At 69.0% G+C, this 24,509-nt stretch carries 24 protein-coding genes; 4 read left to right on the plus strand and 20 right to left on the minus strand.

The window, feature by feature from the left end; all coding sequences use genetic code 11:
* Positions 1-24 precede the first annotated feature (24 nt).
* The 11 genes from IE231_RS08315 to IE231_RS08365 form a co-directional block, all read right to left on the minus strand.
* The gene (locus IE231_RS08315; protein WP_189693471.1) at positions 25-726 is read right to left on the minus strand and encodes a MazG nucleotide pyrophosphohydrolase domain-containing protein; all 702 of its coding nucleotides are present in this window, start codon (positions 724-726) and stop codon (positions 25-27) included.
* A 55-nt stretch (positions 727-781) separates the two neighbouring features.
* Positions 782-1,924, minus strand: a complete 1,143-nt coding sequence (locus tag IE231_RS08320; protein WP_189693472.1) for an adenosine deaminase — start codon at positions 1,922-1,924, stop codon at positions 782-784.
* Positions 1,925-1,943: 19 nt separating this feature from the next.
* Complete coding sequence (locus IE231_RS08325; protein ID WP_189693473.1) at positions 1,944-2,702, minus strand: DedA family protein; 759 nt, start codon at positions 2,700-2,702, stop codon at positions 1,944-1,946.
* 148 nt (positions 2,703-2,850) lie between these two features.
* The gene (locus IE231_RS08330; protein ID WP_189693474.1) at positions 2,851-4,170 is read right to left on the minus strand and encodes a thymidine phosphorylase; all 1,320 of its coding nucleotides are present in this window, start codon (positions 4,168-4,170) and stop codon (positions 2,851-2,853) included.
* Positions 4,171-4,199: 29 nt separating this feature from the next.
* Positions 4,200-4,598 carry a cytidine deaminase gene (locus IE231_RS08335; protein WP_189693475.1) on the minus strand — a complete coding sequence of 133 codons (399 nt, stop codon included), beginning with the start codon at positions 4,596-4,598 and terminating at the stop codon, positions 4,200-4,202.
* Positions 4,585-6,051, minus strand: a complete 1,467-nt coding sequence (locus tag IE231_RS08340) for an ABC transporter permease (RefSeq protein ID WP_189693476.1) — start codon at positions 6,049-6,051, stop codon at positions 4,585-4,587. Before IE231_RS08340 ends, IE231_RS08335 begins: the two co-directional genes overlap by 14 nt.
* Positions 6,048-7,280, minus strand: a complete 1,233-nt coding sequence (locus tag IE231_RS08345; protein WP_189693477.1) for an ABC transporter permease — start codon at positions 7,278-7,280, stop codon at positions 6,048-6,050. Before IE231_RS08345 ends, IE231_RS08340 begins: the two co-directional genes overlap by 4 nt.
* Positions 7,273-8,829, minus strand: a complete 1,557-nt coding sequence (locus IE231_RS08350) for an ABC transporter ATP-binding protein (RefSeq protein ID WP_189693478.1) — start codon at positions 8,827-8,829, stop codon at positions 7,273-7,275. The genes IE231_RS08345 and IE231_RS08350 overlap by 8 nt, the downstream gene beginning before the upstream one ends.
* Positions 8,830-8,910: 81 nt before the next feature.
* The gene (locus IE231_RS08355; protein ID WP_229866588.1) at positions 8,911-10,029 is read right to left on the minus strand and encodes a BMP family lipoprotein; all 1,119 of its coding nucleotides are present in this window, start codon (positions 10,027-10,029) and stop codon (positions 8,911-8,913) included.
* 179 nt (positions 10,030-10,208) lie between these two features.
* Positions 10,209-11,408 (minus strand): amidohydrolase, encoded by a 1,200-nt coding sequence (locus IE231_RS08360; RefSeq protein ID WP_189693480.1) that lies wholly within the window; start codon positions 11,406-11,408, stop codon positions 10,209-10,211.
* Between the two features lie 54 nt (positions 11,409-11,462).
* Positions 11,463-12,617 carry a mannose-1-phosphate guanylyltransferase gene (locus IE231_RS08365; RefSeq protein ID WP_189693481.1) on the minus strand — a complete coding sequence of 385 codons (1,155 nt, stop codon included), beginning with the start codon at positions 12,615-12,617 and terminating at the stop codon, positions 11,463-11,465.
* Positions 12,618-12,878: 261 nt separating this feature from the next.
* Between IE231_RS08365 and sdhC the strand changes: the two genes are divergently transcribed.
* From sdhC to IE231_RS08385, 4 genes are read left to right on the plus strand one after another with little or no spacing between them, the layout of a single operon-like run.
* Positions 12,879-13,256: a succinate dehydrogenase, cytochrome b556 subunit gene (gene sdhC / locus IE231_RS08370; protein ID WP_189693482.1), complete on the plus strand. Its 378-nt coding sequence runs from the start codon at positions 12,879-12,881 to the stop codon at positions 13,254-13,256.
* A 1-nt stretch (position 13,257) separates the two neighbouring features.
* Positions 13,258-13,737 carry a succinate dehydrogenase hydrophobic membrane anchor subunit gene (locus IE231_RS08375; protein ID WP_189693483.1) on the plus strand — a complete coding sequence of 160 codons (480 nt, stop codon included), beginning with the start codon at positions 13,258-13,260 and terminating at the stop codon, positions 13,735-13,737.
* A 37-nt stretch (positions 13,738-13,774) separates the two neighbouring features.
* Positions 13,775-15,562, plus strand: a complete 1,788-nt coding sequence (gene sdhA, locus IE231_RS08380) for a succinate dehydrogenase flavoprotein subunit (RefSeq protein WP_189693484.1) — start codon at positions 13,775-13,777, stop codon at positions 15,560-15,562.
* On the plus strand, positions 15,562-16,338 hold the full coding sequence (locus IE231_RS08385; protein ID WP_189693485.1) for a succinate dehydrogenase iron-sulfur subunit: 777 nt from the start codon (positions 15,562-15,564) through the stop codon (positions 16,336-16,338). The genes sdhA and IE231_RS08385 overlap by 1 nt, the downstream gene beginning before the upstream one ends.
* 107 nt (positions 16,339-16,445) lie before the next feature.
* On the opposite strand, the gene IE231_RS08390 is transcribed toward IE231_RS08385, so the two are convergent.
* From IE231_RS08390 to IE231_RS08425, 9 genes are all read right to left on the minus strand, one after another.
* On the minus strand, positions 16,446-17,708 hold the full coding sequence (locus tag IE231_RS08390; protein ID WP_229866590.1) for a YihY/virulence factor BrkB family protein: 1,263 nt from the start codon (positions 17,706-17,708) through the stop codon (positions 16,446-16,448).
* Complete coding sequence (locus IE231_RS08395) at positions 17,650-18,252, minus strand: 2'-5' RNA ligase family protein (RefSeq protein ID WP_189693486.1); 603 nt, start codon at positions 18,250-18,252, stop codon at positions 17,650-17,652. The genes IE231_RS08390 and IE231_RS08395 overlap by 59 nt, the downstream gene beginning before the upstream one ends.
* A 4-nt stretch (positions 18,253-18,256) precedes the next feature.
* Entirely contained in the window at positions 18,257-19,300 is a 1,044-nt protein-coding gene (trpS, locus tag IE231_RS08400; protein WP_189693487.1) for a tryptophan--tRNA ligase, read from the minus strand.
* 16 nt (positions 19,301-19,316) lie between these two features.
* Positions 19,317-20,144, minus strand: coding sequence for an exodeoxyribonuclease III (locus tag IE231_RS08405; RefSeq protein WP_189693488.1), 828 nt, complete (start codon positions 20,142-20,144; stop codon positions 19,317-19,319).
* A gap of 9 nt (positions 20,145-20,153) precedes the next feature.
* Entirely contained in the window at positions 20,154-20,690 is a 537-nt protein-coding gene (locus IE231_RS08410; RefSeq protein ID WP_306341561.1) for a hypothetical protein, read from the minus strand.
* 43 nt (positions 20,691-20,733) lie between these two features.
* Complete coding sequence (locus IE231_RS18225; RefSeq protein ID WP_229866591.1) at positions 20,734-21,564, minus strand: ABC transporter permease; 831 nt, start codon at positions 21,562-21,564, stop codon at positions 20,734-20,736.
* Entirely contained in the window at positions 21,561-22,424 is an 864-nt protein-coding gene (locus IE231_RS18230) for an ABC transporter permease (protein ID WP_229866592.1), read from the minus strand. Before IE231_RS18230 ends, IE231_RS18225 begins: the two co-directional genes overlap by 4 nt.
* Complete coding sequence (locus tag IE231_RS08420) at positions 22,417-23,355, minus strand: ABC transporter ATP-binding protein (protein ID WP_189693490.1); 939 nt, start codon at positions 23,353-23,355, stop codon at positions 22,417-22,419. The genes IE231_RS18230 and IE231_RS08420 overlap by 8 nt, the downstream gene beginning before the upstream one ends.
* Before the next feature lie 106 nt (positions 23,356-23,461).
* Positions 23,462-24,418, minus strand: a complete 957-nt coding sequence (locus IE231_RS08425) for a LysR substrate-binding domain-containing protein (protein ID WP_189693491.1) — start codon at positions 24,416-24,418, stop codon at positions 23,462-23,464.
* Between the last annotated feature and the right edge of the window lie 91 nt (positions 24,419-24,509).

Raw genomic sequence — 24,509 nt, forward strand, 5'->3', positions numbered from 1 at the left:
ATGATGCGCCACCGGCGCCAGACGCTAGAGGCGGCCGACGGCGCCGCGCAGCGCCCGCTCCGCGTCCAGTCCGTGGGCCCGCGCCCCGCGGACGACGCCGAGGAGGAACGCGCCGAGCTCCTCCTCCGTCGCGAAGCGGGACGCGGCGGCCTCCCCGCGGGTCGGGGCAGCCCCCTCCCCCGACGGAATCCCGTCCAGGGCAAGCCGCCTCTCGGCCCGTCCGAGTGCCTTCTGCGCGAGCGCAAGGGCCGGCAGGTGCCGGGGCAGCCCCTCGAGCGCGTCGGGCCCCACAAGCCGCGGGGGGCTGGCGCCGTCGTGCTCTGCGCCCGCGCCCTCCGCGAGCTTCTCCTCGCGCTTGGCCGCGTCCCACGAGGCGATGATCTCCGCCACGGTCGCGGGGAAGCTCGGCTGCAGGCCGCCGTCGGGCGTGAACACGTGGCGGTTGCGGCGCACCATCTTCTCGGTGAGCGCCTCGGCGACCGCGTCGAGGTCGAACGCGCCGCGCTCGCGCGCGATCTCGGCGTGCAGCACCACCTGCAGCAGGACATCCGCGAGCTCGCCCTTGAGCGATTCCTCGGGCGCACCGTCCTCGATCGCCTCGACGAGCTCGTACGACTCCTCGATCAGGTACGTCACGAGGGAGGCATGGGTGAGCTCGGCCGTCCAGAGGCAGTGCTCGCGGAGGAGGCGCACCACTTCCACAAGGCGGTCGACGGCGGGGCTCACCTCACGCGCCCGCCGCGCGAAGGCCCGTGGCTCACGCTGCACCCCACGGCCTCGCTCACTCGGCGAGGTTCGCGTAGGCCTCGTTGATGTACTCGACCAGGTCCTCTCGGTCCTCGAGGGGCAGGAATGCGGCCTCTGCGGCGTTGAGGGTCAGCTCGAGGAGGTCGTCGAGGTCGTAGTCGAAGGCCTCGACCAGCAGCTCGAACTCGTCCGTGAGGGTCACGCCGCTCATGAGGCGGTTGTCGGTGTTGACGGTGACGTTGAAGCCGAGCTCGTAGAGCATGTCGAACGGGTGGTCGAGGATGTCCTCGCCCCACTTCGCGATCGCGCCGGTCTGCAGGTTCGACGACGGGCACAGCTCGAGCGGGATGCCGCGGTCGCGGACCCACGCGGCGAGAGGCCCGAGGGTCACGTCGAGGATCGGCACGCCGTCCTCGTCGACCTCGTCGGTGGACTCGACCGTGATGTCCTCCGCGATCCGCACTCCGTGGCCCAGCCGCACCGCGCGCCCGTCCACGAGCGCGGACTGGATGCTGTCCAGTCCCGCGGCCTCGCCGGCGTGCACCGTGGCGGGGAAGTTGTTCCGGGCGAGGTAGGTGAACGCCTCGGCGAAGCGGGACGGGGGGAAGCCGTCCTCGGCGCCGGCGATGTCGAAGCCCACGGCGCCCCTGTCGCGGTGGCGCACGGCGAGTTCGGCGATCTCCTGGGAGTTGTCCGCGTGGCGCATCGCGGTGACGAGCTGGCCGACGGCGATCACGCGCCCCGAGTCCTCGACCGCCGCCATGCCGTCCTCGAGGCCGGCCTGGACGGCCTCGACTGCCTCGTCCAGCGTGAGGCCTGCGGTGAGGTGCTGCTCGGGCGCCCAGCGCACCTCGCCGTACACCACGCCGTCGTCCGCGAGGTCCTCGACGAACTCGCGGGCGATCCGGCGCAGTGCGGGCGCGGTCTGCATCACGGCGATGGTGTGGTCGAAGGTCTCGAGGTAGCGCGGGAGGGAGCCGGAGTCCGCGGCGTCACGGAACCACTGGCCGAGGGCCACCGGATCTGTGGAGGGAAGCTCGTGGCCGATCTCTGCGGCGAGCTCGATGATCGTGGCGGGGCGGAGGCCACCGTCGAGGTGGTCGTGGAGGGACACCTTCGGCAGGGCGCGCAGGTCGAAGGCAAGGTCCGGGGCGGCGTCGATGTTCGGCTCAGTCACGGGACCACTCTAGCCCGGCTCACTCGGCGCGGGTCGAGGGCTTCCCGGGGGCGAGGTCCGCGGTGCGCTCACGGGGGGCGTAGTCGTCGGCGGGCTCGTGCGGGCGCAGGCGCAGCTCGCGCTCGTGCTCCGCCGCTGCGGCCTCCGCCGCCTTCGTGGCGTCCACCGTGTCACGCCACCGGTGGAAGAGGCTGATGGCGTGATCCAGCAGGAACCCGAGCACGAGTGCGAACCCGACGGCGACCCCCACGCTCAGGAGCGGGTTGTGGTGCAGCCAGGGGAACGAGCTCGCGAGGAGGCCGATCCCGAGCGAGTAGCCCACCCAGGTCAGGCACGCGAAGGCGTCGAGCCAGAAGAACCGGCGGTGCTGGAAGCCCGTGCTGCCGGAGACGTAGTTGACGGCGACGCGTCCCCAGGGGATGTAGCGGGCGGTGAAGATCAGGACGGCGCCGCGCTTGTCGAGTTCGTGCCGGGCCCAGGTGAAGACCTTCTGGACTCTGGGGCGGCGCATCCACTTCCAGCGGTCCGTGCCGATCCGGCGCCCGAGGAAGTAGGCCATGTTGTCGCCCGCCATCGCGCCGATCAGGGCAGTCGCGGCGAGGATCCACAGATTGGGCTCACCGGAGTGCCGCCAGTAGGCCGCAAGCGCGACGATGAGTGTCTCGCTCGGCGCGATCATTGCGAAGCCGTCGACGAAGAAGAAGACCAGCAGCACCGGGTAGATCCACCACTGCCCCGCGGCGTGCAGAATCGCTTCGTTGATGACCTCAAGCGACATGGGGCGGTGCTCCTCGGACTAATGGACCACATCCAGTGTCCCATGCCCGGCCCCCCGCGACCATCCGCCGTGGCCGCCGCGGGGGACCCCTCCCGGCAGCCGAGGGCGGCTCCCCCAGCGGCCGACGGCGGCGCCGGCGGCTCCCGGCTCAGGCGATGCGGTCGAGGATGAGGCGCTGGGCGGGGCGCGACCCTTCGGGGGCGATCGTCACAGCGCCCTCGAGGGCCTCGCGGGCCCGGCTGAACCGCTCCGGGGTGTCCGTCAGCAGGGTCATGAGCGGTTCCCCGGCCCGGACCACGGCCCCGGGCTTCGCATGGAGCCGGACCCCCGCGCCCGCCTGGACCGCGTCCTCCTTGCGGGCGCGCCCGGCCCCGAGCCGCCAGGCCGCGACGCCCACCGAGAGTGCGTCCAGACCCACGAGGACGCCGTCAGCCGGCGCGTACACCGTGTCCGACTCCTTCGCCACGGGCAGCGGCGCGTCGGGGTCGCCGCCCTGGGCGGCGATCATATGGCGCCAGACGTCCATGGCGCGGCCGTCCCTGAGGGCTGCGGCAGGATCACCCTGTACTCCTGCGCCTTCAAGCATCTCCTCGGCGAGGCGGACCGTGAGCCCGACGACGTCCTCCGGGCCGCCGCCGGCGAGCACCTCGAGGGACTCCTCGACCTCGATCGCATTGCCGGCCGTGAGGCCCAGAGGCGTGCCCATGTCGGTCAGGAGGGCCACGGTGTGCACGCCTGCGTCCTGCCCGAGCGCCACCATCGTCTGGGCGAGTTCCCGTGCGCTCTCCTCGTCCTTCATGAAGGCGCCCGACCCCACCTTGACGTCCAGGACCAGGGCGCCCGTGCCTTCGGCGATCTTCTTGCTCATGATCGAGGACGCGATGAGCGGGATCGCCTCCACGGTCCCTGTCACGTCACGCAGGGCGTACAGCTTCTTGTCCGCGGGGGCGAGACCTGCGCCGGCCGCGCACACGACCGCCCCGACGTCGTTCAGCTGTGCCATCATCTCCGCGTTGGTGAGCGACGCGCGCCAGCCGGGGATGGACTCGAGCTTGTCCAGGGTGCCCCCTGTGTGCCCGAGGCCCCGGCCAGAGAGCTGCGGGACGGCCACGCCGAAGACCGCCACGAGCGGGGCGAGCGGAAGGGTGATCTTGTCCCCGACTCCACCCGTGGAGTGCTTGTCCGCCGTGGGGCGGGGGCCACCGGACGAGCTGCGCAGGGACGAGAAGTCGAGCCGCTCGCCCGAGGCGATCATCGCCGTCGTCCAACGCGCCGTCTCGCGGTGCGTCATGCCGTTGAGGAGGATCGCCATGGCGAGGGCGGACATCTGCTCGTCGGCGACGGCGCCTCGCGTGTAGGCGTCGATCACCCAGTCGATCTGCGGATCGGTCAGCTCGTGCCGATCCCGCTTGGCGCGGATCACGTCCACGGCGTCGAAGGCCTCGGCGGGTGCGGTCTCTGCGCTCATGGAGCATCCTTCTGCGTAGGGGCTGGGGTTCAGGCGGGCAGGTTCTGGGGACCGAAGGCGTCGGGGAGGACCTCGTCCATCGTGCGGACACCGCTCACGGTCGCCAGCAGCATGCCGGGCGCGCGGAACTCGTAGAGCAGCTGCCGGCACCGGCCGCACGGCATCAGCGCGTTCCCCTCGCCGTCCACGCAGGCGAAGGCCACGATCCGGCCACCGCCGCCCAGCTGGAGCTGGCCGACGAGGGTGCACTCGGCACACAGGGTGAGCCCGTAGGAGGCGTTCTCGACGTTGCACCCGGTGATGATCCGGCCGTCATCGACGAGGGCGGCCGCTCCCACCGGGAAGCGCGAGTACGGGGCGTAGGCGCGCTGCATCGCGTCCGTCGCGGCTGCCCTGAGCACGTCCCAGTCCACGTCACTGCTTGACATAGGGGATGCCCTCCATGGCCGGCGGCCTCGACCGGCCCACAAGGCCGGCCACGGCGAAGACCGTCACGACGTAGGGCAGCATCGCCATGAACTGGCTCGGAACCGGTGAACCGATGATGGTGATGATGCTCTGCAGGTTGTCGGCGAAGCCGAAGAGGAGCGAGGCGAGGAAGGCACCGATCGGGTTCCACCTGCCGAAGATGAGGGCTGCCAGGGCGATGTAGCCGCGCCCCGCCGACATCTCCTTGCTGAAGGCGTCCACGGCCACGAGAGTGAAGAACGAGCCGCCGATGCCCGCTACCGCCCCGCCCAGGATCGTGTTCCAGAACCGGGTGCGGTTGACGTTCACCCCGAGCGTGTCTGCTGCCTGCGGGTGCTCGCCGACCGCACGGACCCGCAGGCCCCACCGCGTATGGAACAGGCCCACGTAGACCACGATCACCGCAACGTACATCAGGTAGCCCACGAGGGACTGGCGGAACAGGATGGGGCCGATCACCGGCACGTCCGCGAGGATGGGGATCTCGATGCTGCCCAGGTGCGGAGGCTTGTTGAGGCCCTCGGGATTCTCCGTGAGGAGGGTCGAGAACAGGAAGTTCGTCAGTCCGACCACCAGGACATTCAGCACCACGCCCACGATGATCTGGTTGACGAGGTACTTGATGCTCACGAGGGCGAGCACGAGCGAGACGAGCGCACCGGCAACCGCCGCGGACACGAGCCCCACGTACACGTTGTGGGCAACGGTCGCCCCGACGGCGGCGCTGAACGCGCCCATGAGCAGCTGGCCCTCGATGGCGATGTTCACGATGCCGCTGCGCTCGCACAGGACGCCCGAGAGGGACCCGAACACGAGCGGCACGGCAAGCGTCACGGCCCCTGCCAGCAGACCCGCGAGGGAGATGTAGGGAGTGGCGTCGCGGCCGCCCGCGACGATCCACACGAGGAAGGCCACCACGAACGCGGCCGCGAAGAGCGCTCCGGCCCACCCCGGCGTCCTGCGCCTGGCGACGGTCAGCCATACGGAGTAGGCGGCGATGGCGAGCATCACCACGGATGCCGTCCAGCCCACGAGGGGTGCGCTGAGGGTGACGACGGTGACGCCCGCGACACCCAGGACCGAGAGCAAGAACACCACGACCGCGGCGGCGAGGGCGGCCCGGACCCAGCGGGCGGGTGCGTGCCCCGAGCGGCGGTCTCGCACCCACAGGGCCGCGAACCACGCCGCGGCAGCGAGGGCGACGGCGAACGCGAGCCACGCCGCGAGCGCCGAGGCTTCCCGGCCCGTATCCACGAGTCCGAACGAGGCGCTCTTGGTACCGGAGAGGAACCCGAAGAGGACCGTGCCCGCGATGGCGAGGAGGCTGAACCCGATCGCGGACTTCAGCGACACGGGCGCGGTCTGGGCACCGCCGAGGCTCTGGGGCGCAGCCGGTGCGGCGATGGTGCTCATGATGCGGCTCCGCTCTGCGCAGGTGTGGCCGGAGTCGGGTTGGGGGGCCCGAGGTCCGACTGCTTCTTCTTGCGGGGATTGAGCCCGAACACGGCCCGCACGAGAGGCGGGGCGGCAATGAAGAGGACGATGAGGGACTGGATGACCAGCACGATGTCGATCGGGGTCTGGGTCACCGCCTGCATGGAGACGCCTCCTGCGCGGAAGGCTCCGAAGAGGAGGCCCGCGAAGAAGGTGCCCCACGGCGTCGAACGCCCGAGGAGCGCAACGGTGATGGCATCGAAGCCGATTGACGCCGCGACGCCCCCGGAGAGGTACTTCTCCGTGCCGGAGACCTGGGCGATTCCGGCCAGGCCTGAGAGCGCCCCGGCGAGGGCCATCACGAGGATGGTCGCACGGTTCACGTTGATCCCTGCCGTGCGCGCCGCGAACGGGTTCGCCCCGACGGCCCGGAACTCGAACCCGACCGTGGAGCGGGACAGGATCCACCAGACTCCCCAGGTGACGAGGATGGCGAGGATGAACCCGGCGTGCAGGCGGAACTGGGGCCCGAGGAGCTCGGGGAAGAGCGCCGTCTGGTCGAGGAAGGGGGAGATCGGGTTGGTGGAGCCCTTGCGCTGGAACGCCGGCTGGGTCAGCAGGTACAGCAGGAGAAAGCTCGCGATGTAGTTGAACATGATGGTCACGATGACCTCGTGGGCGCCGGTGCGGGCCTTGAGGAGACCGACGAGGCCGCCCCACAGGGCTCCCCCGACGATCCCGGCAACGATGACAAGCGCGAGGTGCAGGCCGAACGGCAGGTGCCACGTGAACCCGACATAGGCGCCGAACAGGGCGCCGAAGATCAGCTGCCCCTGCGCGCCGATGTTGAACAGGCCAGCACGGAAGGCGATTGCCACCCCGAGTCCCGCGAGGATCAGGGGCGTCGAGACGGTGAGCGTCTCCGCGAGGGGGTAGAGCTTCGCGGCGAGGTCGGCTCCCTGCCAGTTGAAGACCGAGCCCTGGACCAAGGCAGCATAGGGGCGGAACACCTCGGTGATCGTGTCCGACGGCCGTGCGAAGAAGTAGCCCGCCGCGGTCGCGACCTTAGGGTTCGTGACCGCCATGAGAATGCCGCCGATCACGATGGCCAGGACCACCGAGAGGAGGGAGACCATCGGCGCGCCCGTCGCGATCCGGCGGAGGACGGAGTCGCGGGACCCACTCGGGGCGGAGGTGGTCTCAGACATGGTCCTCTCCTGTCTTCTCGGGCGTCTGGGCTGCGGCGGCCCGCGCTTCCTCCGCGCCCATGCCGGCCATCATCAGGCCGAGCACATCGCGCGGGGTGTCCCCGTCGACGATCCCCATGAGCCTTCCCCGGTACAGCACCGCGATCCGGTCCGAGAGCTCCATGATCTCGTCGAGCTCTGTCGAGACGATCATGACCGGCGTCCCGTGGTCGCGCTCGGCGAGGATGCGCCGGTGCAGGAACTCGATCGAGCCCACATCGACGCCGCGGGTCGGCTGCGAGGCGATGAACAGGCGCAGCGGGCGGGAGAGCTCGCGCGCCATGACGACCTTCTGCTGGTTGCCGCCGGAGAGCGAGGACGCGAGCTCGTCCGCCGACTGTGTGCGGATGTCGAACTCGTCGATCTTCTCCTTGGCCTGCGCGGCGACCCGGCCGGGGCTCATGGCGAGGCCCCGCGCGAACGGCGCGCGGTCGTAGAGGTCGAGCACGAGATTCTCGGCCACGCTGAACGAGCCGACGAGCCCGTCATGGGAGCGGTCTTCGGGGACGAACCCGACGCCGGCCTCGAGCACGTGCTTGACCGAGCGCCCCAGGAGCTCTTCGCCGTCGAGGGTCACGGAACCCGTGGCGTGCTTCTGGAGGCCGAGGACCGCCTCGGTCAGCTCGGTCTGGCCGTTGCCCTGCACACCCGCGACGGAGAGGATCTCGCCTTGCGCAATGCTGAACGTCACCCCGTCCACGACCCGCTGCCCCGTGGGCGCGACCACGGTGAGGTCCGTGACCACGAACGTGATGTCCTTGGGCTGGGCGGGCGCCTTGTCGAGGGTGAGGCTGACGGGGCGGCCCACCATCATCGCAGCGAGCTCAGCGGAAGCGGCCGACGGCGGCGCATCGCCTACCACTCGTCCGCGCCTGATGACGGTGATCACGTCCGCAACGGCCTTCACCTCGCGCAGCTTGTGCGAGATGAAGATGATCGACGTGCCGGAGGACTTGAGCTCGGCGATGATCGCGAGGAGCTCGTCCGTCTCCTGCGGGGTGAGGACGGCCGTGGGCTCGTCCAGGATGAGGACCCTCGCCTCGCGGACCAGGGCCTTGATGATCTCCACCCGCTGCTGGACGCCGACCGGGAGGTCCTCCACGAGGGCGTCGGGATCGACGTCGAAGCCGTAGCGCGCGGAGATCTCGCGGATCCGCTTCCGCGTCGTGTCGAGGTCGAGGAAGCCGCCGGCCTTGGTCGGCTCGGCGCCCAGGGCCACGTTCTCGGCGACGGTGAAGACCGGGACGAGCATGAAGTGCTGGTGCACCATCCCGATGCCGGCGGCCATCGCATCGCCCGGACCCCGAAAGGCAACCGGCGTGCCGTCCACGAGGATCTGGCCCTCCGTCGGCTCGTAGAGGCCGTACAGGACGTTCATCAGGGTGGACTTCCCGGCCCCGTTCTCGCCGAGGAGTGCGTGGACCTGGGAGTCCTCGACGGTGAGGTCGATGTGGTCGTTGGCGGCGAACGTGCCGAAGCGCTTCGTGATGCCGCGGAGTTCGAGTTTCACTGCGGGAACCATCCCTTCGAGCGCGAGCGCCGCCCGGTCCCGTGGAAGGGCGGGCGGCGCTGGCGCGTCGATCGAGAGCGACTACTTCGTGACCGGGCTGGACTTCGACTCGACCTTGACGGCCCCGGAGACGATGTCCTTCTGCAGCGAGTCCAGCTCGCTCTTCATCTCGGCGGGGACTGCCGAGTCGAGGTCGTGGAACGGGGCGAGGGCCACGCCGCCGTTGGCCAGGGTGCCAACGTAGGGGGCGGGATCGAACTTGCCGTCTTTGTCGTCCTTGATGACCGCCTCGACGGCGTCGGTCATCTTCTTCTGGACGGACGTCAGGAGCACGGACTTGTAGTCGGGCGCCGTGAGGTAGCCGTCCGAGTCGACCCAGATGAGCTTGGCGTCGGTCCCGGCCTTCTTCGCGTCGAGCACGGCCGAGCCGGCACCCGAGCCCACCGGGCCCGCCACGGGCAGGATGACGTCCGCACCCTGCTGGAGGAAGCCCTGGGTGAGGACCTTGCCCTTGTCGATCGACTTGAAGTCGCCCACGAACGTGCCGTCCTGCTTGTCCTTGTCCCAGCCGAGGACCTGGACGGACTTGCCCTTCTTCTGGTTGTAGTACTTCACGCCGTCGGCGAACCCGTCCATGAAGATCGTCACCGTGGGGATGTTGAGGCCTCCGAAGGTGGCCACCTTGCCCGTCTTGCTGGTGCCGGCGGCGAGGTAGCCGGCGAGGAACGCGGCCTGCGCCGTGTCGTACACGATCGGCTTGACGTTCTTGGGGAACGCCGGGTCGTTGTAGTCGATGATCGCGAAGTGGCTGTTGGGGTTGGCCGTGGCAATCGCCTTCGTGGCGTCGCCGAGGAGGAAGCCGACCGTGACCGTCAGCTTGCAGCCGGCCTGCACCATGGAGCGGAGGTTGGGGTCGTAGTCCGTGTCCGCCTTGGACTGGACGTGCTTCTCCTGGATCCCGAGGTCCTTGACGGCCTTCTGCAGGCCTTCGTAGCCGGACTGGTTGAACGACTTGTCATCGAAGCCCCCCGAGTCGGAGACCATGCACCCGAGGTAGTCGGAGGCCTGCGCGGAGGAGCCGCCGGACGATCCGGTCGTGGGGGGCGCGGAGCCGCAGCCGGAGAGGGCCAAGGCTGCCGCGCTGGCGAGGGCGAGGCCGGCCAGTCCGGCCTTCGGCAGACGGGGGCGGAAGGTGATCACGTGGTCCTCCAAGGGGCGGGAATCCTCAGCTGCCGGCGCCGCAGGTGACATCCAGGCATGTGGTACAGCGCACAACGCTAGTCGGAAGCGAGTCCTTCACAAAGGCACCGCGCACGAGCGGTTGGAATCGTTGGCGATTCGTTACCTGAGGTGCTGCACCGACTTCACGAGGGGTGCGCTCAGAGATCCCGGATGCTCCTCAGCGCAGCGGCGGCGAGCACCTGGACGCCGTAGCCGATCGCCCCCTCGTCCACGACGAGGTCGCCCCGGTGCAGGTCGTACTCTTCGCCGCCTGGCGTGTGGGTGCCGAGCCGGAACATCGAGCCCGGGACCTCGGCGAGGAACCAGGCGAAGTCCTCCCCGCCCATCGACTGCGGCGTGAGCACCACCGCGTCCTCCCCCAGTTCGGCGCGGGCCGCCGCCTCCAGGAGGGCAGTCTCGTGCTCGGAGTTGACCACAGGAGGAACGCCTCGCGTGTGCTCGAGCGCCACATCGACCCCGTAGGGGGCCGCGACCTGCTGGACCACCTCGTCGAGGAGCTCACCCGCGCTGTGCCAGGCTTCCCGGTCCAGGCAGCGCATGGTTCCGGACATCGACCCGGAGGCCGGGATGGCGTTCGGGGCCGAGCCGGCCGAGATCTGTCCCCACACCATCGAGACCCCGCTGCGGACGTCGACGCGGCGCGAGAGGACGGCCGGGACGTTGATCGCGATCTGCGCGAGCGCGAACACGAGGTCCTCGGTCAGGTGCGGGCGCGACGTGTGGCCGCCGCGCCCGGTGAGTGAGATCTTGATCGTGTCCGAGGCCGAGGTGATCGGTCCGATGCGCGTGCCGATCCGGCCGACGTCGATGCGGGGGTCGCAGTGCAGCGCCATGATGCGCGGGACGCCGGACAGAACGCCCTGCTCGATGCAGTACAGCGCGCCCCCGGGCATGGTCTCCTCGGCAGGCTGGAACAGGACCCGGACGGTCGCGCCGAGCGGCCTCTCCCGGTCCATCTCGGCGAGCATGAGGGCGACGCCGAGCGCCACGGTGGTGTGGACATCGTGGCCGCAGGCGTGCGTCACGCCGTGATTGCGCGAAGCAAACGGGAGGTTGGTCTCCTCCATGATCGGGAGGGCATCGATGTCCCCGCGGATCGCGGTAGCGATAGGACCGGACCCGATGTCGACAACGACCCCGGTGCCCTCGAGGCGCTTGGGCTGAAGCCCGGCGGCCTCGAGGCGGGCGACGATGCGGTCCGTGGTGCGGTACTCGTGGAACGAGAGCTCCGGGTGCGAGTGAAGGTCCCTGCGGAACGCAATCAGCTCTGGCAGGAAGGCTTCGAGCCGGGGCCCCACGAGCGGTGTGGGTTCAGTCTCCGTCGTGTAGTTTCGCACCCGTTCACTTTAGCGTCACGAGCGCCGGGCTCTCTGGGGACCGTCCGGCCGACGTCACAGGACGTCGACGTCGCCGCTCGCCTTGAGCCTCGCCACCGCGTTCTTGACCTTCTGGGCGTGCTCGGTGGTGGTGACCAGGAGGGCGTCCGGCGTGTCCACGATCACGACATCCTCGATGCCGATGAGCGCTATGACCCGCTTCGTGTCCGAGACGACGATCCCGCTCGCATCCTCCGTGAAGACGCGGGCGCCCTCGCCCATGACGGTGACGCCCTCGGCCTCCCGGGCGCTGTTGAGGCGCCCGAGCGCGGCGAAGTCACCGACGTCATCCCACAGGAACGCACCAGGCACGACGGCGACGTCCCCGGCGGCGGCGGCCGGCTCGGCGACGGCGTAGTCGATCGCGATCTTGGGCAGGGTCGGCCACACCCGGGCGACCACGTCGTCCCGCGAGGGCGTGTCCCAGGCCTCGGCGATCTCCATGAGCCCCGCATACAGCTCGGGCTGGTTCGCCTTGAGGTGCTCGAGCATGAGGGCGACGGGCGCCACGAACATGCCCGCGTTCCACAGGTACTCGCCCGTCGCGAGGTACTTCTCCGCGACATCTCGGCTGGGCTTCTCGACGAACTCGAGGACGGAGCGCGCGCTCGGCGCGCCGTCGACTGCAAGCGGTGCCCCGCCGCGGATGTAGCCGAACCCCGTGGACGGGTGGGTCGGCTGGATGCCGATGGTGACGATCTTTCCACGGGGACCGGCGGCCGCGGTGCGGATGGCCTCCCGGACCGCCGCCTGGAAGACGCTGTCCGGGGAGATGACGTGGTCCGCGGCGAACGAGCCCATGATCGTCTCCGGGTCGCGCTGGGAAAGGATCGCGGCCGCGAGGCCGATGGCCGCACCCGAGTCCTTCGGCTCGCTCTCGAGGACCAGGTCGCCGGAGGCGAGCTCCGGAATCTGCCGGCACACAGCCGCCCGGTGCGCGTCACCGGTCACCACGAGGAAGCGCTTGCCGGCCAGCGGGGTGAGCCGGTCATATGTGGCGCGGATCAGCGTGCTGCCCGATCCGGTCAGGTCGTGGAGGAACTTCGGAGCGGCGGCACGCGAGAGCGGCCACAGCCGGGTCCCCACGCCGCCCGCAGGGATCACCGCGACGAACCTGCTGAGAGGATCGGTGGCGGAGGCGTCCCGGACGGGGGTTGCATTGTCAGTCATTGCCCCCCACTGTAGTGGAAGGCGTCGGGCTGCTGACCCGTTCGGCCGCCCGCGAGAGCGCCAGGAGCGCGGCGTGTGAGAATCGACACGTTGGGGAAATGGGCGCCTGACGCGAATTGAGTAACCCGCGGGCGAAGTCTAGATTTAGTCTGGAGCTCGATTAGTGAGCGCGCCCTGCAGCACGGCAGGGCCACTCCGCACCGGTTGCCCCCACCGCATGGGCCCCATGCGGGCACCGGTGCCCGCAGGGAGGTTTATTCAGTGCCGACAAAACCAGCTGGCACCCTATACCGCGGCCATGAAGGCATGTGGTCATGGGTCATCCACCGGATCACCGGCGTCGTGATCTTCTTCTTCTTGTTGGTGCACGTCTTGGACACCTCATTGGTGCGTGTGTCCCCCGAGGTGTACACGGCCGTCATCGGCGAATACAAGAACCCGCTCATGGCCCTGGGTGAGACCGGCCTCGTCGCCGCCATCCTCTTCCACGCCTTCAACGGCCTTCGCGTGATCCTCGTGGACTTCTGGAAGAACGGGCCGAAGTACCAGAAGCAGATGCTCTGGACCGTCGTCGTCATCTGGGTCATCGCCTTCGTAGGCTTCGCCATCCGCCACCTCTCACTCGCGCTGGGGGCATGACATGACCACCGCACCTGAAATCCGCGAACCGCGCAGCACGACCGTGACCGGCCGTATCGATCCGAGCTACAAGCGCTCGGGCGGCCCCAAGGGCTCCTTCGAGATGGCGGCGTGGCTCTTCATGCGCCTGTCCGGCATCGTCCTGGTCGTCCTGATCTTCGGCCACCTCACGGTGAACCTCCTCGTGGGCAAGGGCGTCCACGGCATCGACTTCGGCTTCGTGGCCGGCAAGTGGGCCAGCCCGTTCTGGCAGTTCTGGGACCTCGCCATGCTCTGGCTCGCGATGCTGCACGGCACCAACGGCGTCCGGACGATCATCAACGACTACGCCGAGCGCGACGCAGTCCGCTTCTGGCTCAAGATGGTCCTCTTCGCGGCGGCCATCGTCATCGTCATCCTGGGCACGCTCGTGATCTTCACGTTCGATCCGTGCCCGCAGGGAGTCACGACCGGCCTGCCCGACTTCTGCCCCGCCGCCTGAGCAGCTTCACGACCGCAAGAGAAAAGAGCATCCAAGCATGCAGGTCCACAAATACGATGTGGTGATCGTCGGCGCCGGTGGCGCCGGCATGCGCGCAGCGATCGAGTCGGGCCAGCGGGCCCGTACCGCGGTGCTGACCAAGCTGTACCCGACCCGCTCGCACACGGGAGCCGCCCAGGGCGGCATGTGCGCGGCCCTCGCCAACGTCGAGGAGGACAACTGGGAGTGGCACACCTTCGACACGGTCAAGGGCGGCGACTACCTCGTCGACCAGGACGCCGCGGAGGTCATGGCCAAGGAGGCCATCGACGCGGTCCTCGACCTCGAGAAGATGGGCCTGCCGTTCAACCGCACCCCTGAGGGCCGGATCGACCAGCGCCGCTTCGGCGGCCACACGCGTGACCACGGCAAGGCTCCCGTCCGCCGGGCCTGCTACGCCGCGGACCGCACCGGCCACATGATCCTCCAGACGCTCTACCAGAACTGCGTCAAGCACAACGTCGAGTTCTACAACGAGTACTACGTGCTCGACCTGCTCGTCGTCGAGGAGGACGCGACCCGCGAGGACGGCTCCGCGTACAAGCAGAAGCGCGTGGCCGGCGTCGTGAGCTACGACCTCGCCTCGGGCGAGCTGCACGTGTTCCAGGCCAAGTCGGTGGTCTTCGCCACGGGCGGCGCGGGCAAGGTCTTCAAGACGACCTCGAACGCGCACACCCTCACGGGCGACGGGATGGGCATTGCGTTCCGCCGCGGCATCCCGCTCGAGGACATGGAGTTCATCCAGTTCCACCCGACCGGACTGGCAGGCCTCGGCATCCTCCTCTCGGAGGCAGCCCGCGGCGAGGGCGCGATCCTGCGCAACTCCGAGGGCGAGCGCTTCATGGAGCGCTACGCGCCGACCATCAAGGACCTCGCCCCGCGCGACATCGTGGCCCGTTCGATGGCCAACGAGGTGCGCGAGGGACGCGGCTGCGGCCCGAACAAGGACTACGTCCTGCTCGACCTGACGCACCTCGAGCCGGCCCACATCGACGCCAAGCTCCCGGACATCACGGAGTTCGCCCGCACGTACCTCGGCGTCGAGCCCTACACGGAGCCCGTCCCGGTCTTCCCCACGTGCCACTACGTCATGGGCGGCGTGCCCACGAACATCAAGGGCGAGGTCCTCCAGGACAACGACACGGTCATCCCGGGGCTCTACGCCGCGGGCGAGGTCGCGTGCGTGTCCGTGCACGGCTCCAACCGCCTCGGCACCAACTCGCTCCTGGACATCAACGTGTTCGGCAAGCGCTCGGGCATCAACGCTGCCGAGTACGCCAAGACGGCCGACTTCGTCGAGCTTCCGGAGAACCCCGCCGCCGAGACGGTTGCCATGCTCGACTCCGTCCGCAACGCCTCCGGCACGGAGCGGATCGCCTCGATCCGCTCCGACCTCCAGGAGACGATGGACGCGAACATGCAGGTGTTCCGCACCCGGGATTCGATCGCCAAGGCTCTCTCGGACATCTCGGCGCTCCGCCTTCGGTACCAGAACATCGGCATCCAGGACAAGGGCAAGCGCTTCAACCTCGATCTCCTCGAGGCCGTCGAGCTCGGCTTCCTCCTGGACCTCGCCGAGGTCATGACGGTCGCTGCACTCCACCGCAAGGAGTCCCGGGGCGGCCACTACCGCGAGGACTTCCCCGACCGCGACGATGCCAACTGGATGAAGCACACGATGCTCTACAAGGATCCCTCCTCGGAGACCGAGGGCATCAAGGGCCTCCGGTTCGGCACGAAGCCCGTGGTCTTCACCCGTTACGAGCCGATGGAGCGTAAGTACTGATGTCAACTGTAGAGCCCGCTTCGAAGGTCGAGCTGCCCGCGAGCGTGGGCGGCGGGGGCGAGATCCCCACGTTCGACGTCACGCTCCGGGTGCGCCGGTATGACCCCGAGGTCTCGGACGAGCACCGCTGGGACGAGTTCAAGCTGACCATGTACGGCACGGACCGCGTGCTCGACGCCCTGCACAAGGTCAAGTGGGAGATCGACGGCTCGCTGTCCTTCCGCCGCTCGTGTGCGCACGGCGTGTGCGGCTCGGACGCCATGCGCATCAACGGCCGCAACCGCCTCGCGTGCAAGACCCTCCTGAAGGACCTCGACACGTCCAAGCCGATCACGGTTGAGCCCATCAAGGCCCTTCCGGTCGAGAAGGACCTCATCGTGGACATGGAGCCGTTCTTCCAGTCGTACCGCGAGATCATGCCGTTCCTGATCTCCAAGGGCCACGAGCCCACCAAGGAGCGCATCCAGTCCCCCGAGGACCGGGCGCGGTTCGACGACACCACCAAGTGCATCCTGTGCGCCGCGTGCACGTCGTCCTGCCCCGTGTTCTGGACGGACGGGCAGTACTTCGGCCCGGCCGCGATCGTCAATGCGCACCGCTTCATCTTCGACTCGCGCGACGACGCCGGCGACCTGCGTCTGGAGATCCTCAACGACAAGGAAGGCGTGTGGCGCTGCCGCACCACCTTCAACTGCACCGAGGCGTGCCCGCGCGGCATCCAGGTCACCAAGGCCATTGCCGAGGTCAAGCAGGCGATCCTGACCCGCAAGGTCTGATCGCTGCCTTCGCACAGCAAAGGGGCGCCGCTCACTGTGAGCGGCGCCCCTTCCGCTTCCCGTGCGTCATCGGAGTCGTATGGGCTCCGGCCCTCTCGCGGACCCTGTCAGCGTTGGGCGCGGGCGTCGCCCCGACGCGGACGCAGCGCCCCGAGCCACGCGAGCGGACCAGACGCACGACGGCGCCCCTCCCCCGCCGCCCGAGCGCCGTCGTCCGCAGGGGCTACGAGGGCTCGGGCGGGCGGCTGGGAGCGCCCGCCAATGCCGCGGACGAGTGCGGCCGAGGGCCTCACATGGGGGCGGGCGGACCCGAAGGACTCCACCCGACGCGGGGCCGCGGCCGTGATATCCGCCTCCCGGATGGCGCTCCACGAGGCGGACACGAGGTAGACCTGGCTCACAAGGTTGAACCAGATGAGCAGGCCGATGATGATCGCGAACGACGCGAGGAGCGGGTTGGCGCCGGCACGGGCCAGCAGCTGGGTGCTGAACGCCTGGAGGACCGACGTGCCGATTCCCGCGAGCAGCACGCCCTCCAGCAGCGCACGCCGGCCGAGCCGCAGGCCCCCGGCAAGCCGGAACAGCACGAACGCTGTCAGCACGTTGAGCAGCAGCGGAACGAGCAGGCCGATGAGCCAGCCGACCGGCGCGACGAACGCGCCGTCGATCCCCACGAGGCCTGCGAGGTAGCCGACCGCGGCCGTGAAGATGATGCTCACGCCGGACGTCGCGATGAGGAGCACGCCGAGGAGCAGGAGTGTGCCGATGTCGCGGACCTTCAGCAGCACGGGATTGACCTTGAGAGGGGGCAGCTGCACGACCCCTCGGAGCCCGTCCCGCAGGCTCGTGATCCAGCCCAGCGACGAGAACACGGCCACGAGGATCGAGATGATCGCGGTCACGCTCAGTCCCGTCGGATTCAGCAGGCTCTTCGGGTCGACTACCCCGTCGCCGCCGTCGACCTTGAGCAGTCCGGGTGCGGCCTTCGCCACGCTGTGGACCACCTGGTCGATCAGGGCCGGGTTCCCAGCGAGCACGAGGGCCGCAACCGAGAAGCCGGTCGCGAGCAGGCTGAAGATCGAGAAGAACATGTTGAAGCCGATCCCGGCACTCATCAGCGGCCCGTGCTGCAGGCTGTAGTGCGTCCAGGCCCGCATGGGGCGGAACGCCTTGAGCCGGGCCACGAGCCACATGGCCACGGCGAGCGCTACCCGGGGGAGGCTGCCCTCGCGTCGGGCACGGCCGACGGCCTGGCGCTGATGGAGTACGGCGAGCTTGAGCTTGCCCCGTTCGGTGGGCAGGGGCTCCTTCTCATCGGTCCTGCTGCTGCTCCCCCGCGCGGGGTGCTTCCCGTCGTGCGCCAAAGTCAAGCTCTTCTCTCAGCTGCCAGAACCCGTCGGCATCGTGCTCGTACAGGCCCATGCTAGCCACGGTGAAGGACTGCCTGTAGGAGGCGAGGGCTTCCTGCGCGGCGTCCAGCTGCTCAGGCGGGAGGTCGTGGGCGACCGTGACGTGGGGGTGGTAGGGGAACGGGAGCGCCCGTTCGAGCGGGCCGCGTTGGAGGCGGCGGTGGAGGCGGACGCACTCGTCGAAGCCCTCCGCCACGTTGACGAAGACCACGGGGGAGACAGGGCGGAACGTTCCGGTGCCACGGAGGCTCACCCTGAAGGGGGCTGTCGCCGCAGCGACCTCGCGCACGTGCCGGGCGGTGGCGTCCCAGTCGTCCGTCTCGGTCGTCGTGACCAGGGTGATATGCGCGGGGATGGTCTCCGCCATCGGATCTCCGAACGAGGTGCGCCAGGCCCGGAGCTCTACGGCTACCGCTTCGGGGAAGCTGAGGATCACGCCGACGAGCGGGCTGCCCGGGGACGCCCCGGGCCGGCGCTGGAAGGGTCCGTGGTCGCGGAGCGGCATGGCCTCAGGCGAGCGTTGCTGCCGCCGGGGCAAGCGCGGGCAGGAAGCCCACGCGCTCGTAGACCTCTGCGAGCGTCTGGGAGGCGATCTCCCGCGCCTTTGCCGCGCCCTGTGCGAGGAGCCGGTCCAGCTCGGCGGTGTCGGCCAGCAGTTCCTCGGCGCGCGCCTTGATCGGCGCCAGCGTATCGACGACGGCCTCGGCGACGTCGACCTTGAGGTGGCCGTACATCTTGCCCTCGTAGGCCGCCTCCAGCTCGGGGATGCTCCGGCCGGTCACCGTCGAGAGGATGCTGAGGAGGTTCGACACACCGGGCTTGTTCTCCCGATCGAAGCGGATCTCCGTCTCCGTGTCCGTGACGGCCGACTTGATGCGCTTCGCCGTGACCTTCGGATCGTCGAGGAGGTTGATGAGCCCGTTGGGCGACTCGGCGGACTTGGACATCTTCGCCGTCGGGTTCTGGAGGTCATAGATCTTCGCGGACGTCCGCGGGATGAGCGGCTCGGGAACCGGGAACGTGTCGCCGAAGCGAGTGTTGAAGCGGTGCGCGAGATCCCTCGCGAGTTCGAGATGCTGCCGCTGGTCCTCGCCGACCGGGACGCCATACGGCTTGTACAGGAGGATGTCCGCGGCCATGAGCATGGGATAGGTGAACAGGCCCGCGCTCGCCGAGTCGTGGCCGTGACGCGCGGACTTGTCCTTGAACTGAGTCATGCGGGACGCCTCGCCGAACGAGGTGAGGCACATGAGGACCCATGCCAGCTGGGCATGCTCGGGCACGTGGGACTGCACGAACAGGGTGGACTTCGAAAGGTCGATCCCGCCCGCGAGGTACTGCGCCGCCGTCATCCGCGTCCGGTGCCGCAGCTCCGCCGGATCCTGGGGGACCGTGATCGCGTGGAGGTCCGGGATGAAGTAGAAGCACTCGTACTCGTCCTGCAGCCGGACCCAGTTCACGAGGGCGCCGAGATAGTTGCCGAGGTGGAGGGAGTCGCCCGAGGGCTGCATGCCCGAGAGGAGACGCTGGCGGGCCGGGGTGGTAGAGGTCATGGGATGCTTTCCGGGACTAGATCTGGTAGTCGATGACGAGAGGTGCATGGTCGGACCATCGGGTGTCCCACGAGGCGGCCCGGTCCACCACGGCGCCACTGGCGCTCGCGGCTAGCCCGGGCGTGGCAAGGTGGTAGTCGATGCGCCATCCGGCGTCGTTGTCGAATGCCTTGCCGCGCTGCGACCACCAGGTATAGGGGCCGTCGACCTGACCCGAGAGTTCGCGGTGCACGTCCTTCCAGCCGATCTCGGTGCCGAAGAACCGGTCGAAGTAGGCGCGCTCCTCGGGGAGGAATCCGGCCCGCTTCTGGTTCGCCTTCCAGTTGCGGATGTCCAGCGGGGTGTGGCCCACGTTCAGGTCGCCGACCACGAGGGCGTGGTCCGAGGCCTCGGCGAGCTCCGGGAGCCGCTTGAGCATGACGTCGAGGAAGCGGTACTTGTCCTCCTGCTTGGGCGTCCCCGCTTCTCCGGAGTGCACATAGGCGCTCACCACCGTGAGCTGCCGGCCGCCGTCGAGCGCGTAGTCCGCCTCCACCCAGCGGCCGGCCGTGGCAAAGTAGTCGTCGCCGATCCCGATCCGCGTCTCGGTCGGTGCGTCGCGTGAGACGATCGCGACGCCGGCGCGGCCCTTCGCATCCGCCTCGGCGTGCAGCACGTGCCACCCGTCGAAGTACTCGTGGACGACGGGGTCGGGGGCGCGGACCTCCTGCAGGCAGAGGATGTCGAGGTCGCGGGACTTGAGCCACTCCGCCATGCCCTTGCGCCACGCGGCGCGGAGGCCGTTGACGTTGACCGTGGCGATGCGCAGGGCACCGCCCTTGGGGGCCGCTTCGGGGGAAGTCACCTAGCCACTCTACCCCTCGTCGATGACCGTCCCGGCGACCGGTGCCTGGCTGTCGGGACGCAGCATCTCGCGGGCATTGGCGGCCGTGATCTGGATGGTCTCGAGCGCCCGCGCGACCTGCTCGTCGTCCTTGCCGAGGTTGTCCCGGACCACGCGCTCCTGGACCTGGATGATCTTGAACGAGTGGTCCAGCTTGAGTTCGCGGACGTCGTCCACGGATCGTGCCTCGCTCGCGGTGCCGGCCACCGACGGCGCCCGGCCGCCCAGCCTTTCCGCAGCACGCTCGAACCGCTCTTGCGCCTTGCGGCCGGCGCTGCGCACGGTGACGAAGACGAACAGCGCGAAGACAAGCCAGCCGAAGGAGATGATGGCCACGATCCAGCCGATCACCTCGTTCCGGTTCGCGGCGAAGATGACTGCCACGAGGAACGCGAGCACGAGGACCGAGAGGCCGAGCGCGCCGATCCTGATCCCGCCGCGGCGGGGGTGGGGGACGGCGTCGGGCTGGGACGAGTTCTGGTGGCCGAGACTCTGCATGGTGTCCATTCTCCCAGACTGGGAGGAGGCCACCGCCCGCCGCCAAAGGGCGTCAGCGGAGGAAGAGGGCCCTGAGGCGACGGGTCGTGAAGGAGACGCCGACGAGGATCATCACCGCGTAGTACAGCAGGTGCACGCCGGTGGCTGGAGTGAACACCCCGATGCTGATCTGCCGCATGAGCTCCACCCCGTGCCACAGCGGGAACGCCTGCACCACCCACTGCACGGGCTCGGGGTACACGGAGAGCGGGTAGAAGGTCGCGGAGAACAGGAACATGGGCAGCATGAAGAACGTGATCATGTCCATCTGCTGGAACGTCTTCATGTAGCTCGTGATGGCCATCCCGAAGGAGGCGAACCCGAACGCGACCATCACAGAGGCCGGCACGAGCAGGAGAGCCCACGGCGTGGTGATGAGGCCCATGACGGCCATGACCCCGGTGAACCCGAGCGCGTACAGGAACCCTCGGAAGAGCGCCATGAAGATCTCCCCGATGGCGATGTCCAGGGGGCCGAGGGACGTGTACAGCATCCCCTGGTAGAGCTTGCCGAAGTGCATCTTGAAGAACACGTTCCACGTCGAGTCATAGATCGCGCCGTTCATCGCGGACACCGCGAGCAGGGCGGGAGCGATGTAGGCCGCATAGGAGATGTGGGTGCCGCCCGGGCCCTCCACGGCGCCGACGAGCCCTCCGAGGCCGATTCCCATCGAGAGGAGGTAGAAGACCGGCTCGAAGAACCCGGAGACGAGGATGATCCAGTTCTGGCTCTTGATGACCCGGAATCCGCGCTCGATCACGGAGCGTGCGTTGCCGGCGTAGAGGGCACCGAGCGGCCGAGCGCTGGGCCGGATGGCGTAGTCGTCGTCGGTGAGCACGCTCACGCGCCCATCCTCTTCGCGTAGTTCCGGCGCGCCCACCAGATCCCTGCGGCCCCGAGGGCCACGAGGTAGAGCACGTGCAGGGCAATGAGCCACCCGGGCTCCGCCAGCCCGTAGGAGACGGCGCGGCCGAGCTGGTTGCCGTGCCAGATCGGGGAGATCCAGCCGATCCACTGCATGCCCGCAGGCATGGTCTCCAGCGGATAGAACGTCCCGGAGAAGAGGAACAGCGGCATGACGATGAACCTCTGGATCATGGAGAACTGGAAGTTCTCCTTCTCGATGTGCGCCGAGTAGGCCATGAGCGGGGCGCCGAACGCCATTCCGGTCAGGATTCCGAGCGGTACGAGCGCCCACGACCACGGGCCCGGGGCGGCGCCGAACGCGAGCATGATGAGGAAGAACACGAGGCTCTGCACAAAGAGCCTCGCGCCCACGGCCATGATGTGGCCGGCCGCGAGCTGGCCGGGCACGAGCGGGGTCACGTGGGGGCCGTAGTAGATGCGCCGCCATTTGAAGCCGTCCATGACCGGGAACATCATCTCGTTCGCGCTGGTCATGACGGCGCTCGAGATGAGCAGGGCGGGCGCGGCGAAGGCGAGGTAGCCCACCCCACCGAACGCTGCCGCGGCCCCGCCGGAGCTCCGGTCCACGATGGAGGCGAGGCCCACGCCCATGGAGAAGAGGTACAGGAGCGGGTTGCCCACGCTCGTGACGACGATCGTGAGCAGGTAGGCGCGCATGGACCGAAGCATGTGCTCGGCGAAGTAGAAGGACCCCCAGCGGCGCGCCTTGGCCGCGGAGACCTCGGGCGTGTGTGCCGCGAGCCGGTCCGGCCGGGCAGTCTGTGCGGCGTCAGTCAACGAGGGACCGCCCCGTCAGACGGAGGAAGACGTCCTCAAGGGAGGCACGGCGCACGAGCGAGGTGATCGGGTGAAGGCCCCGGGAGCGGATCTGCTCGAGCGCGTCATCGCCGTTCTCCGCATACACGAGGACGCGGTCGGGCAGGGCCTCGATCCGCTCGCCGACCCCGTGGAGCTGGCCCACGACGGCGGCGTTCCGCTCCGCCCCGAACCGCACCTCGAGCACTTCCCGGCTCGAGTGCTCGCGGATGAGCGCGGCGGGCGACCCCTCGGCCATGATGCGGCCCTTGTCCACCACGATGAGCCGGTCGCACAGCTGCTCGGCCTCGTCCATGTAGTGGGTGGTGAGGACGAGCGTGACGCCCTGCTCCTTCAGACGGAACAGGCGGTCCCAGAGGACGTGGCGTGCCTGGGGGTCGAGGCCGGTGGTGGGCTCGTCGAGGAGCAGGATCTTGGGCTCGTTGACCAGGGAACGGGCAATGGTGAGACGCCGCTTCATGCCGCCGGAAAGCGAGTCGACCTTCGCCCCGGCCTTCTCCTCGAGCTGGGCGAAGGCCAGGAGTTCGTCGGCGCGCTGCTGGAGGTAGGCCATGGGGAGGCCGAAGTACCGCCCGTAGACGATGAGGTTGTCCCGCACGCGCAGTTCTTCGTCGAGGTTGTCCTGCTGCGGCACGACGCCGAGGTGTGCCCGGACCTCCGGGCCCTGCTTCTCGGGATCCAGGCCCATGATCTGCAGCCTGCCCGAGGTGCGCTGGGTGACCCCGCCGATCATCCGCATGGTGGTGGACTTGCCGGCACCGTTGGGTCCCAGGAGGCCGAAGGACTCCCCCGCCGGGACGTCGAAGCTGATCCCGTCCACTGCATGGAAGTCCCCGTAGGCCTTCACGAGGTCCTGCGCCGAGATGACGGTGCGGCGAGCTGCCTCATTCACGGCTGTCCCCCCGGCAGGTGCTGAAGCGAAGTGTGACACAGATTTCACCCTAGTACGGCACCTCGAGATCGGCAACGAATCTTTCACAATGAGATGACAGATCCCGTCAGATCATGCCGCGGGCGGCCGGGCGGGCCTCGGCACCCGCCTGAGGGCCCGGCCCTTCGCACCCGAGCTTCTCGACCGCGTAGTCCAGGAGGGCGGCGGCGCGGGGCGTGAGGGCCATGTCCTCCGGCCAGATGCCCACGACGTGGGCACGAGTTGCGGGCGGATCGAGACGGCGCACGGCAACGGGCCGGCCCTCGACGCTCACCGGCAGCACGTTCGGTCGGGACATGAGCAGTCCGTATCCGACGCCGCGGCCCACGAGGGCCTCGACCAGGATGATCTGCGGGACGCGCGCGACGATGCGCGGCTCGAGGCCGTGGACGGCAAAGGCCTGAATGGTATTGAGCGTGCTCGGGCTGGCCTCGTAGTGGATGAGCGGCTCGTCCGCGAGGTCGGCGAGGTGCACGGTGCGGCGCCGGGCCAGCGGGTGGTCGGGGTGCAGATGCGCCTCGAGCTCGGTCGCATAGATCTCGCGCTTCCGGTACCCAACCGGCAGGAACATGTCGTACATGATCGCCACGTCGAGGCGCCCCGACTCGAGAGCGGGCAGCAGATCGTCGTTCGTGCCCACCGTGATCTCGAGGTCCACGCCAGGATGCCTCCGCGGGAAGCCTTCGAGCAGCTCCGGCACCACGCTCGTGGCGAAGCTCGCAAAGCAGCCTAGCTTCACCGGTCCGCGCAGATCGGCGCCGCGCCGTGCATCGAGGACAAGCTCGCGCGTGTCCGCAAGGATGCGGCGTGCCTGGACTGCGAAGTGCTGCCCCGCCGGCGTCAGGGTCAGCCCCCTCGCCTTGCGCCGCACGCACAGCTGCTCCCCCACGGTCTTCTCGAGGCCCGTGATCGCTTGGGACAGCGCCGATTCGGAGATGTGCAGGTACCCGGCCGCCGCACTGAGCGTCTCGAAGTCCGGCAGCGCGGAGAACAGCTCGAGCTGCCGCAGCGTCACCTCTGCCATGACCACCTCCCTCCAGGAAGGGCTCGCAGTGCCGTCCTGACCGAATCCTTCTTAAGCTGATCCGAACTATTTTCCCACATATCTGACGTTT

The organism is Sinomonas cellulolyticus (assembly GCF_014656475.1).
Taxonomy (GTDB): Bacteria; Actinomycetota; Actinomycetes; order Actinomycetales; family Micrococcaceae; genus Sinomonas; species Sinomonas cellulolyticus.